8 protein-coding genes are annotated in these 13,080 nt (G+C 75.0%); 1 reads left to right on the top strand and 7 read right to left on the bottom strand.

Going from position 1 to position 13,080, the window contains the following annotated elements; translation table 11 throughout:
- Positions 1-8 precede the first annotated feature (8 nt).
- Together M3673_RS08090 and M3673_RS08095 are read right to left on the bottom strand one after the other, a co-directional pair.
- Positions 9-1,406, bottom strand: coding sequence for a metallopeptidase TldD-related protein (locus M3673_RS08090; RefSeq protein ID WP_228942760.1), 1,398 nt, complete (start codon positions 1,404-1,406; stop codon positions 9-11).
- Entirely contained in the window at positions 1,406-2,947 is a 1,542-nt protein-coding gene (locus M3673_RS08095) for a TldD/PmbA family protein (RefSeq protein ID WP_251532892.1), read from the bottom strand. The genes M3673_RS08090 and M3673_RS08095 overlap by 1 nt, the downstream gene beginning before the upstream one ends.
- Before the next feature lie 57 nt (positions 2,948-3,004).
- On the opposite strand from M3673_RS08095, the gene M3673_RS08100 reads away from it, so the two are divergent.
- The gene (locus M3673_RS08100; protein ID WP_193660804.1) at positions 3,005-3,751 is read left to right on the top strand and encodes a sulfotransferase; all 747 of its coding nucleotides are present in this window, start codon (positions 3,005-3,007) and stop codon (positions 3,749-3,751) included.
- A gap of 103 nt (positions 3,752-3,854) precedes the next feature.
- Here M3673_RS08100 and M3673_RS08105 read toward each other — a convergent pair whose 3' ends face one another.
- The 5 genes from M3673_RS08105 to pepN form a co-directional block, all read right to left on the bottom strand.
- The gene (locus tag M3673_RS08105) at positions 3,855-7,052 is read right to left on the bottom strand and encodes an AAA family ATPase (protein ID WP_251532894.1); all 3,198 of its coding nucleotides are present in this window, start codon (positions 7,050-7,052) and stop codon (positions 3,855-3,857) included.
- Positions 7,052-8,311, bottom strand: a complete 1,260-nt coding sequence (locus tag M3673_RS08110; RefSeq protein ID WP_251532896.1) for an exonuclease SbcCD subunit D — start codon at positions 8,309-8,311, stop codon at positions 7,052-7,054. Before M3673_RS08110 ends, M3673_RS08105 begins: the two co-directional genes overlap by 1 nt.
- 116 nt (positions 8,312-8,427) lie before the next feature.
- A complete protein-coding gene (locus M3673_RS08115) occupies positions 8,428-9,480 on the bottom strand; it encodes an NAD(P)-dependent alcohol dehydrogenase (protein ID WP_251532904.1) in 1,053 nt (350 codons plus the stop codon).
- Positions 9,481-9,631: 151 nt separating this feature from the next.
- Positions 9,632-10,507, bottom strand: a complete 876-nt coding sequence (locus tag M3673_RS08120; RefSeq protein ID WP_056864471.1) for a formate dehydrogenase accessory sulfurtransferase FdhD — start codon at positions 10,505-10,507, stop codon at positions 9,632-9,634.
- Positions 10,504-13,041 (bottom strand): aminopeptidase N, encoded by a 2,538-nt coding sequence (pepN, locus tag M3673_RS08125; RefSeq protein ID WP_251532905.1) that lies wholly within the window; start codon positions 13,039-13,041, stop codon positions 10,504-10,506. The genes M3673_RS08120 and pepN overlap by 4 nt, the downstream gene beginning before the upstream one ends.
- Positions 13,042-13,080: the final 39 nt, after the last annotated feature.

The raw sequence follows: 13,080 nt of genomic DNA on the forward strand, positions 1-13,080 counted from the left end.
GCGAGCGGTCACAGGGCCTGGGAGACGCTGGACATGTTGAAGTCGGGCACGCGCAGGGCCGGGGTGGCGGTGCGGCTGAAGTAGTCGTCGCCCCACTCCCGGCTGAAGCTGGGCACGGTCGCGGAGGCGTGGCTGAAGCGGCCGAGCAGGTCCACCGGGCTCTCGTTGAAGCGGAAGTTGTTGACCACCCCGGTGATCTCGCCGCCCTCGACGAGGTAGACGCCGTCGCGGGTCAGCCCGGTGAGCAGCAGCGACTGGGCGTCGACCTCGCGGATGTACCACAGACACGTCAGCAGCAGGCCGCGCTCGGTGCCGGCGACGAGGTCCTCGACGCTGCCGGTCGCGCCGTCGACCTCCAGCACCAGGTTGTCGATGCCCGGGGTGACCGGCTGCCCGGTCATGGCCGCGGAGTGACGCGTCTGGAGCAGCGAGACCAGCTCCCCGTCGCGGATCCAGTCGGTGCGTCCTAGCGGCAGGCCGTTGTCGAAGACCGACGACTCGTTGCCCGAGGAGGTCGCCACCTCGAAGGGGGAGCACGGCAGCGAGGGGTGGGCCGGGTCGGAGAACAACCGCACGCCCCGCGCGGCCACCTGCTCGCCGATCCGGGTGCCGCCGCCGCGGCGGCTGTAGACCGACTGGCCCTCGTGGGCGACGCGTGCACCGGCCGACCAGTAGGCGTCGATCATGAGGTCGGCCACCGAGCCGGGGGGCAGGATCGTGTCGTAGCGCCCGGCGGGGAGGTCGACGCGCCGCGCGCCCCAGCCCAGACGGCGGGCGAGGGTCGCGTCCATCTCCAGGGCGTCGACCTCGGTGAAGTCGCGGGTGGCGCCGCCGACCCAGGCGCTCTGCGAGAGGTCGGTCGGCTTGCCGGTGCAGCCGTAGTGCCCGGTCGGCTGCACGTGGCGCAGCCGGAGCCCGGTCGACGAGCCGAGGTAGGTGGTGGTCATCTCGTGGTTGACGAACCCGTAGAGCAGGCGGTCCTCGGCACGCGCTCGCCCGAAGGCCTCCCCGAGCGCCGGGGCGAAGAGCCGGTAGACACCGATGTCGGTCGGCACGGGCGCCTCGTCCCAGTCGGGGGACACCCGCTCGGGGACCAGGTCGGCGGCGTCCTCGGCGGGCGAGGCCAGCCGGGCGGCGGCGTCGGCGGCGGCCACGAGCGCCGCCACCTGCTCCAGCGATCCGGCGCTGCCCGAGACGGGGGCGGCGGCCACGCCGTCGGCGGTGCGGGCGAAGGACACCACGGTGGCCGAGATGCGGTGCATGACGCCGTTGGTCGTCAGCGTGTTGGTGGCCCAGCGCAGGTTGGCGCTGGTCGCGTCGGTGACGACCACGACGCAGTCGTCGGCCTCCGACAGGGCCAGGGCGTGCTCGACGAGCTGCTGGGGAGTGGGGGAGGTGCTCGACATCAGTGACCCGCCTCGTCGGTGGTGTTGAGGATGCGCACGCCCCGGAAGAGCGCGGTGGGGCAGCCGTGGCTCACGGCCGCGACCTGTCCGGGCTGGGCCTTGCCGCAGTTGAAGGCGCCGCCGAGCACCCAGGTGTCGGGGCCGCCGACGGCCTCCATCGACCCCCAGAAGTCGGTCGTCGTGGCCTGGTAGGCCGCGTCGCGGACCTGACCTGCGAGCTCGCCGTCGACGATGCGGTGGAAGCGCTGGCCGGTGAACTGGAAGTTGAACCGCTGCATGTCGATCGACCACGACTTGTCGCCGACGACGTAGAGGCCGCGCTCGACGCGACCGATCAGCTCCTCGGTCGTCGGCCCCTCGGGGTCGGGCTGCAGCGACACGTTGGCCATGCGCTGGACGGGGATGTGCCCGGGGGAGTCGGCGTAGGCGCACCCGTTGGAGCGTCCACCGTTGAGCTCGGGCAGCATCGGCCCCATCGGCCGGTCGAGCTGGTAGCCGACGAGCACCCCGTCGCGCACGATGTCCCACTCCTGGGTCTCCACCCCCTCGTCGTCCCACCCGGTGGTGGCCAGGCCGTGCTCGACGGTGCGGTCGCCGGTGACGTGCATGACCGGGGAGCCGTAGCGCAGCGTGCCCAGCAGGTCGGGGGTGGCGAAGGAGGTGCCGGCGTAGTTGGCCTCGTAGCCCAGCGCACGGTCGAGCTCGGTGGCGTGGCCGATGGACTCGTGGATGGTGAGCCAGAGGTTGGAGGGGTGGACGACCAGGTCGTGCACGCCGGGCTCGACGCCCGGCGCGGCGAGCTTCTCGGCCAGCAGCTCGGGCACCTCGGCGAGCTCGGAGTCCCAGTCCCAGCCGCCGTCCCAGGGGCCCTCGGTGCAGTACTCCCAGCCGCGGCCCACCGGCGGGGCGATGCTCGCCATCGAGTCGAACGCGTCGGCCGAGGAGCCCATGGCCTCGAAGCCGGGCATCATCCTGACCCGCTGCTGGGTGGTGCGGGTGCCGGCGAGGTCGGCGTAGTACTTGTTCTCCTGCACCTGGGCCAGGTGCGCGGAGGCGTGCTCGACGGCGGCGGAGCGGCGCAGCCGGTCGGTCCAGCCGACGAGCAGCGCGGCCTTGTCGGCCACCGGCACGTCGAGCGGGTTGACGGCGTAGGAGGAGACCCAGGCGACGTCGTCGTGCACCGGCTCGGGCGCCAGCACCACCGGCTCCGCGGTCATGCTCGCGGCGACCTCGGCCACCCCGACCGCGGTCTCCGCCACGCGGCGGGCCTCCTCGGGGGTCAGCACCACGCCGGAGGCGAAGCCCCAGGACCCGCGGTGCACCACCCGCACGGCGAAGCCGAGGTCCTCGCTGTCGCTGGCGTCCTGGAGCACCCCGTCGCGCACCGCGAGCGACTGGTAGCGCACCCGCTCGAAGCGGAAGTCGGCGTGCGTGGCCCCCAGCTCGGCGGCCCGCGCGAGGGCGGTCTCGCCCAGCGACCGGAAGGGCAGCGCCAGGAACGTCGGGTCGAGCCTGGCCTGGTCGGGTCGCGCGGCACTCATGGCGCCGAACCTAGCCGACGCGGCCCGTGGGCGCCGCCCGTCAGTAGGGTGAGCGCCATGGAACCGCGCCCCGTCTCCCGCTGGCTGCCCGGTCGTCGCCGCCCCGCGCCGCCGACCGGCCCCGCCTGGCTCGGGCTGGGTGCCCAGCGCTCGGGCACCACCTGGTTCACCGAGCTGCTGACCCAGCATCCCGAGGTGGGTCTCGGCACCAACGGCAAGAAGGAGCAGCAGCTCTTCCACCGCGTCGCCGACGGCCTGGTGCCCGCCCAGGAGTACGCCGACCTCTTCCCCGCCGACGGGCTGCGCCGTGGTGAGTTCACCCCGCAGTACCTGCGCCACGCCTCGCTGCCGGCCTACGCCGCGGCCCACCTCGCCCCGGAGGTGCCGGTGCTGGTGCTGCTGCGCGACCCCATCGAGCGCTTCCGCAGCGCCATGCGGTGGGCCGGCACACGCGGCAAGTCGTGGCCCTACCCGCTGCAGATCACGATGCAGACCTTCAGCGGCTTCTACGCCGACCAGCTCGACACCTGGGCCGCCGCGATCGGGCGCGAGCGACTCACCGTCATGGTCTACGAGCAGGTGCGACGCGACCCCCAGCCCGCCGTCGACGCGGTGTGGCGGGCGCTCGGCGTGGAGCCCGTGCCGCTGGCGCAGGTCGAGCGCGAGTCGACCTCCTCGAGCCGGGTCGAGTGGGACTGGCCCGAGGGCCTGAGCGACTCGCTGCGGGTGATGTACGGCCCGCAGCTGCCCCGGTTGCGTGACGACTGGGGCCTCGACCTCAGCGCGTGGACCCAGATGCTCTGAGCCGGGGACGCGCCGTCCCCGGGGTCGCGCCGGGCCGCCGGCGACCGGGGCGGCCGCCCCGGTCAGGTCGGTCGCGACCGTCGCCACGTCCGCGACGGATCGGTCAGCGGCTGACGGCCAGCGTCGACCCCGACCGCCCCTTGCTCACCTGGAGGCGGGCCGTGATGCGGTCGCGCATCTCGCCGACGTGGCTCACGACGCCCACGACGCGTCCTCCGTCGCGCAGCGAGTCGAGCACGTCCATGACGTCGTCGAGGGTGTCGGCGTCGAGCGACCCGAAGCCCTCGTCGACGAAGAGGGTGTCGAGGTCGGCGCCGCCGGTCTCCTGCGTGATCACGTCGGCCAGGCCCAGGGCGAGGGCGAGGGAGACCACGAAGGTCTCCCCGCCCGACAGTGTCGCGGGGTCGCGCGACTCCCCGGACCAGTCGTCGCGCACGAGCAGGCTGAGCCCGCCGCGGGTCTCACCGGCGCCGCGGCGCCCGGAGTGCTCCAGGGCGTAGCGGGCGTCGGACATCCGGGCCAGCCGCTCGTTGGCCGCGGCCACCACCTGGGAGAGCCGGTAGGCGAGGACGTAGGCGGAGAGCCGCATCTGCAGGGCGTTGTCGGCGGCCTTGCCCTCGACGAACGTGGACAGGCCTGTCGCCAGCTCCAGCCGCTCGCGCACCGGGGCCCACTGCTCGAGGGCGCGCTCCAGCTCCCGCACCAGGTCGGTGAGCCGACCGCAGCGCGTGGTCCAGGTGGCGGCCACCGCGCGCGCCGACTGGAGCCCGGCCTCCGCGGCCTCCCAGGCGCGCTGCGCGGCGGCGGGGTCGGTGTCGGCGCCGTCGCGGGGACCCACGTCGCGCAGCTCGTCCTCGACCCGGGTCAGCGCCCGGTCGTGGGCGTCGACGTCCTCGGCCAGCCGCTGCACCTCGGGCTCCTCCAGCACCGCCGCCAGGGCGGCGCCCGGGTCGGCGAAACCGGCCTCGGCCGCGGTCTCGGCCAGGCGCGTCCGGGCGTCGGCGGCGGCGACGCGCGCCCGCCCGAGGTCCTCGAGCGCCGTCCGAGCCTCGCCGAGGCGCTCGGCCTCGCCGCGCAACGAGGCCAGCAACGCGCCCAGGTCGCCGGGCTCGCCGTCGCCGCCGTGGTCGCCGTGGTCGCCGTGTCCCAGGCTCTCCAGGACAGCGGCGATCTCGGAGCGGATCTCGGCGATCTCGGCGGTCACCGCGCGGGCCGTGGCCTCGTGGTCGGCCACCGCGGCGTGCGCCGTCTGGAGGCGGTCGGCGAGGTCGCCACGCCGCTGCTCGAGTCGACGCTCCTCGGTCTGGAGGGACTCGACCTCCGCTGCGGCCGCCGCGGCGGTCGTGGCCTGCTCGCGCAACGCGGCGACGCGGGTCTCGAGCGCCTCGAGGGTCTCCCCGCCCGACCGCTCGCGGGCGAGGGCGTGGCGCGTCCTCAGGTCGCGCAGGTGCGACTCGCGCACGTGCTCGTCGGCCTTGGCGTCGTCGAGCCCGCGCTGTGCCTCCTTCTCCGCCGCCGCATCGGCCGAGCCGGGGGCGGCGACGGCCTTGGCCGGGTGCTCGGCGGAGCCGCAGACGGGGCAGCAGCCGCCGACGGCCAGGGCGCCGGCGAGCTCGGCGGCCATGGCCTCGATGCGGGCCTCGCGCACGGAGAGCAGGTGCTCATGGGCCTGGCCGGTGGTCTCGCGGGCCTCCAGCCACACCTCGTGGGCCTGCGCGACCGACGTCTCCAGGCGGGTGGCCTCGAGGGCGGCCTCGAGCCGTGCGCTGGTCTGGTCGAGGTCGGCCCGGACGACGCCGAGAAGGGCAGCGGCGGTGCGTGCCGCGTCGAGACGCTCGCGTGCCGCGCCCAGGAGGGCCGGGAGCGCTGCGGCCTGCTCGGCGTCACGGGCGAGGTCGGCTCGCAGACGCTCCAGCGCGGCACCGGTCCGCTGCTCGAGGCGGAGCGCCGCGACGAGGCGCTCCTCGCGCGGCACCAGCGCGGTGACCCGTGCCGCAGCGGCGACCGCCGCGGCCTCGCGCTGCGCCAGGTCGTCGGCGGACGGACCGGTGGACGGGCCGTCGGACAGCCCGCGCCGGTCGCCGCCGGACAGGGCACCGAGGGCCGCCGCTGCCCGCCGCTCGGCGGCGTCCGCCGCCAGGGCGCTCTCCTCCGCCCAGCGGTGGAGGGGCGCGACGACCGCGGCCCGCCGGGCCTCGGCGAGCCGCACCCTGCGTCGCTGCTGCGCCGGCTCCTCGGCGACCAGTCGGCGGTGCTCGGACTCGGCGGCGCGGCGGCGACGGTCCCGCTCGGCCGCGAGCCGGGCACGCTCGAGCGCCTCGCGGGTCTCACGCTCGTCGAGCGCGGCCGCGGCCACGACCTCGGTGGTCGCCGCCAGCGACGAGGTCGCCAGCGCGCGCAGGTCGCGACCCCACGCCAGCAGGGTGCCGTCGGCCGCCAGCAGGTCGAGACCCGGCACCGTGTCGACGGTCGTGTCGACGGTCGTGTCGACGGTCGTGTCGACGGTCCTGGCGGCGTCGGCCCCGGTGACGGCGCCCGCGGCTGCGCCGGGCGGGGCGTCGGGCGCGGCGTCAGGCGGGGCGTCAGGCGTGGCGTCTGCATCGGCGGCTCCAGGGGCGAGGCCCGGAAGCGCGGCGTCAGCGGCCTCGCTGACCCGACTGACCAGGTCGGCGACGCCCTCGCGGCGCGACTCGGAGTCGCGGCGCAGCGCGGTGCGGTGCTCGCGCAGCCAGCGCTCGACGTCCTCGAAGCGTCCGGTGCGGAAGAGCTGCTGCAGGAGTCGGTGGCGCTCCTCGGAGCGGGCGCGGAGGAAGGCCTGGAATCGGCCCTGCGGGAGCATGGCGACCTGGGTGAACTGGGCGACGTTCATGCCGACCAGGCCGGTCACCAGCTGGCCGGTCTCGTCGAGCCGGGTCGACAGCGTCGTCCACTGCCCGCCGACCCGCTCGGCGATGACGACACTGGCCTGCTGCGTGGTCATGCCGGTGCCGCGCCGCTTGGGCCGCTCCCACTGCGGGGAGCGGCTGATCCGGAAGCGGCGTCCGGAGAGCGTGGCCTCCAGCTCGACGCGGGGCGCCACGCCCTCGGCGGCGTGGTCGGAGCGCAGCCGGCGCGCGGCGTTCCGGTCGCCGGGCACGTCGCCGTAGAGCGCGAAGCACACGGCGTCGAGCACGCTGGTCTTGCCGGCGCCGGTCGGGCCGGTGAGCAGGAAGAGGCCCGCGGCCGAGAGCTCGTCGAAGTCGACGGAGACGGTGTCGGCGAAGGGGCCGAAGGCGGTGACCTCGAGGTGGTGCAGCCGCATCAGAAGAGCCGCCCGTCGGCGGCGGCGGCGGAGGCGGCCAGCGCCGTCTCCGGGTCGGCCTCGTGGTCGCTCTCGTGGTCGCCGGGGCGCCGCACCGGGTCGAGGTCGGGGTCGTCGCAGCAGGCGTCGACGGCGCGCCGCAGCAGCGCCCGCTCGGCCGGGGAGGCCTCCTCGCCCCTCATCGCGGTCATGAACTCCAGCGCGATGTCGTGGTCGCTGCGCCCCTGGGTGCGGCTGGACGGCACCGCTCCGACCGTGACGGGGGTGCTGTCGAAGCCCAGGACGAGGGTGTGGGGGAAGCGGCGCCGCAGCCGCTCCATGGCCTGCGCGGGCCGGCCGGCGTCGGTGAGGGTGACCTGCACCCAGGACTGCTCGTGCTCGGCGAGTCGCGGGTCGCCCAGCAGGGTCTCCAGCTCGCCCCGCAGTCGAGCGAGCGGGCGGGGGACCGGGGCGTCGACGAACTGCGCCGACAGCCTCGCCGTGCCCTCGCCGGGCGCCGCGGGTGCGCCGAGGTCGACCAGCCAGGACCCCTTGCGGTGGGTGGCCTCGGAGAAGGAGTACGCCAGGGGCGACCCGCTGTAGCGGACCGCGTCGGTGAGGGTGTGACGGCCGTGCAGGTGCCCGAGCGCGGTGTAGTCGACGCCGTCGAAGACCGAGGTGGGCACCAGCGAGACGCCGCCGACGCTGATGTCGCGCTCGGAGTCGCTGGGCTCGGCGCCGGCGACGAAGGCGTGGGCGAGCACGACCGAGCGGGTGCCGGGACGTCCGGCCAGGTCGGCGCGCACGCGGCGCACGGCCTCGGTGAGGGCCGCCTGGTGGGAGCGGGAGGTCAGGCCCCACGGCTCGCGCACGGCGTCGGGGTCGAGGTAGGGGAGGCCGTGGACGGCCACCGGGCCGTGCTCGTCCTCCAGCACCACGGGGCGCCCGACGGTGGCGGGGTCGGTGCGCAGGTGCACGCCGGCGGCGTCGATGAGCCGGGCGCTGAAGCCGAGCCGCTGGGCGGAGTCGTGGTTGCCGCTGGTGACGACCACCCGGGCCCGCGACGCGGCCAGCCGGGAGAGCGCCTCGTCGGCGAGGCGGACCGCGTCGACCTGGGGCAGCGCACGGTCGTAGACGTCTCCGGCCAGCACCACGAGGTCGACCTGCTCGGCCTCGACGACCTCCAGCAGGTGGTCGACGTAGACCGCCTGGTGGGTCAGCATCCCCTCGCGGTGGAACGACCGGCCCAGGTGCCAGTCGGAGGTGTGCAGGATGCGCATGCGAAGAACCTACGAGGGGCCGCCGACACTGCGGGGGACCCACGCCGCGCGGCCCCGGGACGGGGTCCCGGGGCCGCGCGGTCGCCGCCACGGAGGCGGCGCGGGGAGGTCGCCCGTCAGCCCTCGAGGGCCGCCATGTCGATGACGAAGCGGTAGCGGACGTCGCTGCCCACGACGCGCTCGTAGGCCTCGTCGATCACGGCCGGCTCGGGGGCCAGCACCTCGACCTCGGCGCCGATGCCGTGCTCGGCGCAGAAGTCGAGCATCTCCTGGGTCTCGCGGATGCCGCCGATCTTGGAGCCGGCCAGGCTGCGGCGCATGCCGGCCAGCGAGAAGGCGTGGTAGGTGTCGGCGTCGGCGGGGATGCCGACGTTGACCATCGCGCCGTCGAGGCGCAGCAGCGAGAGGTACTTGTCGACCGGCAGCGTCGCGGCCACGGTGTTGACGATCAGGTCGAAGGTGCCGGCGAGGGACTCGAAGGTCTCGGGGTCGGAGGTGGCGGCGTAGTGGTCGGCGCCGAGACGGCGGCCGTCCTCCTCCTTCTTCAGCGACTGGCTGAGCACGGTGACCTCGGCGCCCATGGCCGCGGCGATCTTCACGCCGAGGTGGCCCAGGCCGCCCATGCCGACGATGGCGACCTTCTTGCCCGGCCCGGCGCCCCAGTGGTGCAGGGGGGAGTAGGTGGTGATGCCGGCGCACAGCAGGGGAGCGGCCACGTCGAGCTCGATGCCCTCGGGGATGCCGAGGGTGTAGTCCTCGTGGACCACGATCTGCTTGCTGTAGCCGCCGTAGGTCTCGACGCCGTCGTAGTCCTTGCCGTTGTAGGTGGGCACCTCGCCCTTGAGGCAGTACTGCTCCTCACCGGCGCGGCAGTTCTCGCACTCGCGGCAGGAGTCGACGAAGCAGCCGACGCCGACGCGGTCGCCCACGGCGTACTTGGTGACGCCCGGGCCGACCTCGGCCACGGTGCCGGCGATCTCGTGGCCCGGGACCATCGGGAAGATGCCCTCGGACCACTCGTTGCGTGCCTGGTGGATGTCGGAGTGGCAGATGCCGCTGTAGGCGATGTCGATCAGCACGTCGTGCTCACCGACGGCGCGGCGCTCCACGGTGCTGGTCTCGAACGCAGCGCTCGGGGTCGGCACGGACAGGGTGGCGGTGGTGCTCATGGGGTCGTGCTCCTCTGGTGTCGCGGATGAGGGACGACTCCACGCTAGGCAGGCGCGGGCCGGGATCCGCCCACCCCCTTGGGTCAGACACCACCGGAGCGGGCAACGTCACAATGCGCCGAGGGCCGCCGGTGACCGGCGGTGACAGGGCTCAGACGTAGCGCACGGTACGCCGGGGCGAGGTGAAGCCCCACAGCTCCAGGCCGCTCTGCGCGGCCAGCTGCGCCGACAGGCTGGTCGGGGCACCGACCGAGACCAGGGAGCCGAAGCCGGCGGTGACCGCCTTCTGCACCAGCTCGAAGCCGGCACGTCCGCTCACCACCAGGCAGGCGCCACCGGGTCGTTCCCCGGCCATCGCCCGGGCGCCGCTGACCTTGTCGACGGCGTTGTGGCGACCGACGTCCTCGCGCACCAGGACCGCCTCACCGTCGGCGGTGAAGAGCCCGGCGGCGTGGATGCCGCCGGTGCGGGCGAAGACCGGCTGCCGCTCGCGCAGCAGGTCGGGCAGACGGCGCACGACGTCGGCGGTCGGCGTGGCGCCCTCCCAGCGTGCGCCGCGCGCGATGTCCAGCACCGCCGAGACGCTGTCGGCGCCGCAGACGCCGCAGGCCGAGGACCCGGCCGAGAGGGCGTCGTGGCGGTGTCCCGGCGGCCGGGCCGGGGGCTCGGCCAGGGTGAGGGTCACGACGTTGAACTCCTGCTCCGGCGCGAGGTCGACGTCGGTGCAGTAGGCGATGCCCGCGATGCCGGCGGGCCCGGGCAGTCCCTCGTGCACGGCCCACCCCGCCGCGAGCTCGAAGTCGTGACCGGGGGTCCGCATCGTCACCCAGGCCCGGTGGGCCTCGGCGCCGGGCCAGGCGAGCCGGATCTCGAGCGGCTCCTCGGTGACCAGCCGGTCCTCGTGGCGGCGGACCTCGTCGGGCCCCTCGCCGTCAGGGCCGGCTCGGTGCTCCTCGACCCGCGTGCGGACGGTGGGCCCGGGACGCCGGGCGCGGGCACCGGGAAGGCCGCGCGCTGCGCCGCTCATGCGCCGAAGGCCCGGGCGACGGCCAGGCGGTGCTCGAGGTCGTCGGTGGCGTCGACGACGCGGCGCCGCACGGTGGCGTCGAGGCCCGGGGCGTCGGCCGCGGCGTGCAGTGCCGCGACGGTCTCGTCGCGCAGCGAGGTGAGGGGGAAGAAGGCGGTGACGACCTGGCCGAGCACCCAGCCCTGGTGGACCTCGGCGATGGTGGGGAGCGCCTGGAGGTAGCGGTCGACGTAGGGCTCGGTCAGGTGCTCCTGACCGGGGCGCCACAGCCCGAGGCCGGCGGCCTCGAGCTCGTAGTTGGTGGCGGGGACGGCACCGGTGAAGCGCTCCCAGGCGAACTCCTTGGCGGCGGCCTCGGGCAGCGACGCGACGGCCCTCGCGTGCTCGACGCGGGTGCGGGTGGTGGGCTCCTGGGCCAGCCAGCGGTCGAGGGCGGACCGGTCGGTGGCGCCCAGCGCGGCGAGCCGCACGAGCAGGCGCCAGCGCAGCTCGTCGTCGACCTCGACGCCGTCGGGAAGTCCCTCGCCGGCGATCCAGTGCTCGAGGCGGTCGGCGGGCGCCGTGGCGGCGGCGGCCTGGAAGGCGGCGAGCTGGAGGGTCGAGCCGGCGGGAGCGGCGAGCGCCCCGGCCAGCCCAGCCTCGTGCACCCGCGCCGCGGCGTCGTCGCCGTCGGTGGTCAGCGGCAGCACGTCGCGCAGCAGCCACGGCACGGTGAAGGCGATGGCCGCGTCGCTGTCCTCGGTCGGCAGCCAGGCCTCGACGAGGTCGACCACCGCGGCCGGCGCCACCGCGGCGTGGTGGTAACCGCTGCGCACGCCGTTCCAGACCCCGGCCCGCAGCAGCGCGTCGTCGGTGCGGGGGAGCAGCGCGGGCAGCTGGGCCAGCGTCGCGGCGTCGGGCTCGACGACGGCCCACGTGTCGTCGTAGGGGTCGAGCACCACCGCGGCCCCCGCCTCCGGCTCGTACGCCGTGCGCCCGCCCCGGGTGGTGACCCGGGTCAGCGCCCACGGGCCGGTGCCGGCGGTGCCGCCGGCCGGGTCCGTCGCGCGGGCGGTCGCGACGCGGAAGGTGTGCGACCGGTCGGCCGGGCTGCCCGGCGGCGGCGTGCGCACCAGCGCGCCGGCGGCGCGGTCGAGCACGATGCGGTCGGGCCCCGCGGTGACCAGCCAGCCGCGTGTGAAGTCCGAGAGGTCGCCGGCGCCGGCGCGCTCCCAGCTCGCGAAGAGGTCGTGCATGGTGGCGTTGCCGAAGAAGTGGCTGCGGAAGTGGTCGACCGCGCCGGCGAGGAAGACCTCGTCGCCCATCGTGGCGTTGAGCTGCTTGAGGATGCTCGAGCCCTTGGCGTAGGAGATCCCGTCGAAGTTCTGCAGGGCCGCCGTGGCGTCCTCCTCGCCGTTGCCGGCGACCGGGTGGGTGCTGGGCCGCTGGTCGGCCAGCAGGCCCCACTGCCGGCGCGAGAAGGAGTTGTAGACCCAGGCGTCGGTGTACTCGGTGACGTCGGCGGTGACCCGGTTGCCCATGTACTCGGCGAAGGACTCGTTGAGCCACAGGTCGTCCCACCACAGCGGGGTGGTGATGTTGCCGAACCACTGGTGGGCCATCTCGTGGGCCACGGTCGTCGCACGCTGGATGCGCTGGCCGCGGGTCACCTTGCTGGAGAAGACGAGCTGGTCGCGGAAGGTGACGCAGCCGGGGTTCTCCATGGCACCGGCGTTGAACTCCGGCACGAAGGCCTGGTGGTAGTCGCCGAAGGGGTAGCGGATGCCGAAGAGACGGTGGAACTCGTCGAAGCACTGCTTGGTCATGGTCAGCAGCTCCTCGGCGTCGGCGTCGAGGTCGGCGGCCAGGCTGGCCCGTGCGCTGAGGCCCAGGGGGATGCCGTCGTGCTGGTCGCGCACGAGGTGGTAGGGCCCGGCGACCAGGGTGACGAAGTAGGTGGACAGCGGCTGGCTCGCCTCCAGCTCCCACACGCCGGGCTCGGGGTTGGTGGCCGGGGCGTTGCCGATCACGACCCAGTCCTCGGGCGCGGTGACGTGCAGAGTGTAGGGGGCCTTCAGGTCGGGCTGGTCGAAGCAGGCGAAGACGCTCGGGGCGGCGTCCATGAAGGACATGCCGTAGACGTAGTGGCGCCCGTCGGCGGGATCCACCGAGCGGTGCAGCCCCTCGCCGTCGTTGCGGAAGGCCATCACCGCGTCGACGACGAGCTCGTGGGGACCCTCGGTGGTCTCGAGGGGCAGCCGCCCGCGTCGCAGGAGGTCGACGTCGACAGGGTGCCCGTCGAGGTGCACGGAGCGCAGCGAGGCCGGCTTCAGGTCGACGAAGGTCGTCCCGCCGCGAGAGGTGAACCTCACGGTGGTGACCGAGCCGAAGGTCTCGGTGTCGGAGGCGAGGTCGAGGCGCAGGTCGTAGGACTCGACGTCGAGCAGCGCGGCGCGGGCGACCGCCTCCGCGCGCTTGAGCCCACCGGGGGCGGCGGCCTCGGCGGAGGCGGTGGGGTCGGACGGCGGGGCGGTCGGGGTGTCGGCGGAGCTCACTCCCTCACCCTAGGACGTGCCTCCCACGGTCACGATCGG

The organism is Nocardioides sp. P86, from assembly GCF_023712465.1.
GTDB lineage: Bacteria > Actinomycetota > Actinomycetes > Propionibacteriales > Nocardioidaceae > Nocardioides > Nocardioides kribbensis.

Bases quoted from the DNA above. Each gene is read 5' to 3' on its own strand.
- M3673_RS08095 (WP_251532892.1), bottom strand. From the start codon at position 2,947: ATGAGTGCCGCGCGACCCGACCAGGCCAGGCTCGACCCGACGTTCCTG.
- M3673_RS08105 (WP_251532894.1), bottom strand. From the start codon at position 7,052: ATGCGGCTGCACCACCTCGAGGTCACCGCCTTCGGCCCCTTCGCCGAC.
- M3673_RS08100 (WP_193660804.1), top strand. From the start codon at position 3,005: ATGGAACCGCGCCCCGTCTCCCGCTGGCTGCCCGGTCGTCGCCGCCCC.
- M3673_RS08120 (WP_056864471.1), bottom strand. From the start codon at position 10,507: ATGAGCGGCGCAGCGCGCGGCCTTCCCGGTGCCCGCGCCCGGCGTCCC.
- M3673_RS08090 (WP_228942760.1), bottom strand. From the start codon at position 1,406: ATGTCGAGCACCTCCCCCACTCCCCAGCAGCTCGTCGAGCACGCCCTG.
- M3673_RS08115 (WP_251532904.1), bottom strand. From the start codon at position 9,480: ATGAGCACCACCGCCACCCTGTCCGTGCCGACCCCGAGCGCTGCGTTC.
- M3673_RS08110 (WP_251532896.1), bottom strand. From the start codon at position 8,311: ATGCGCATCCTGCACACCTCCGACTGGCACCTGGGCCGGTCGTTCCAC.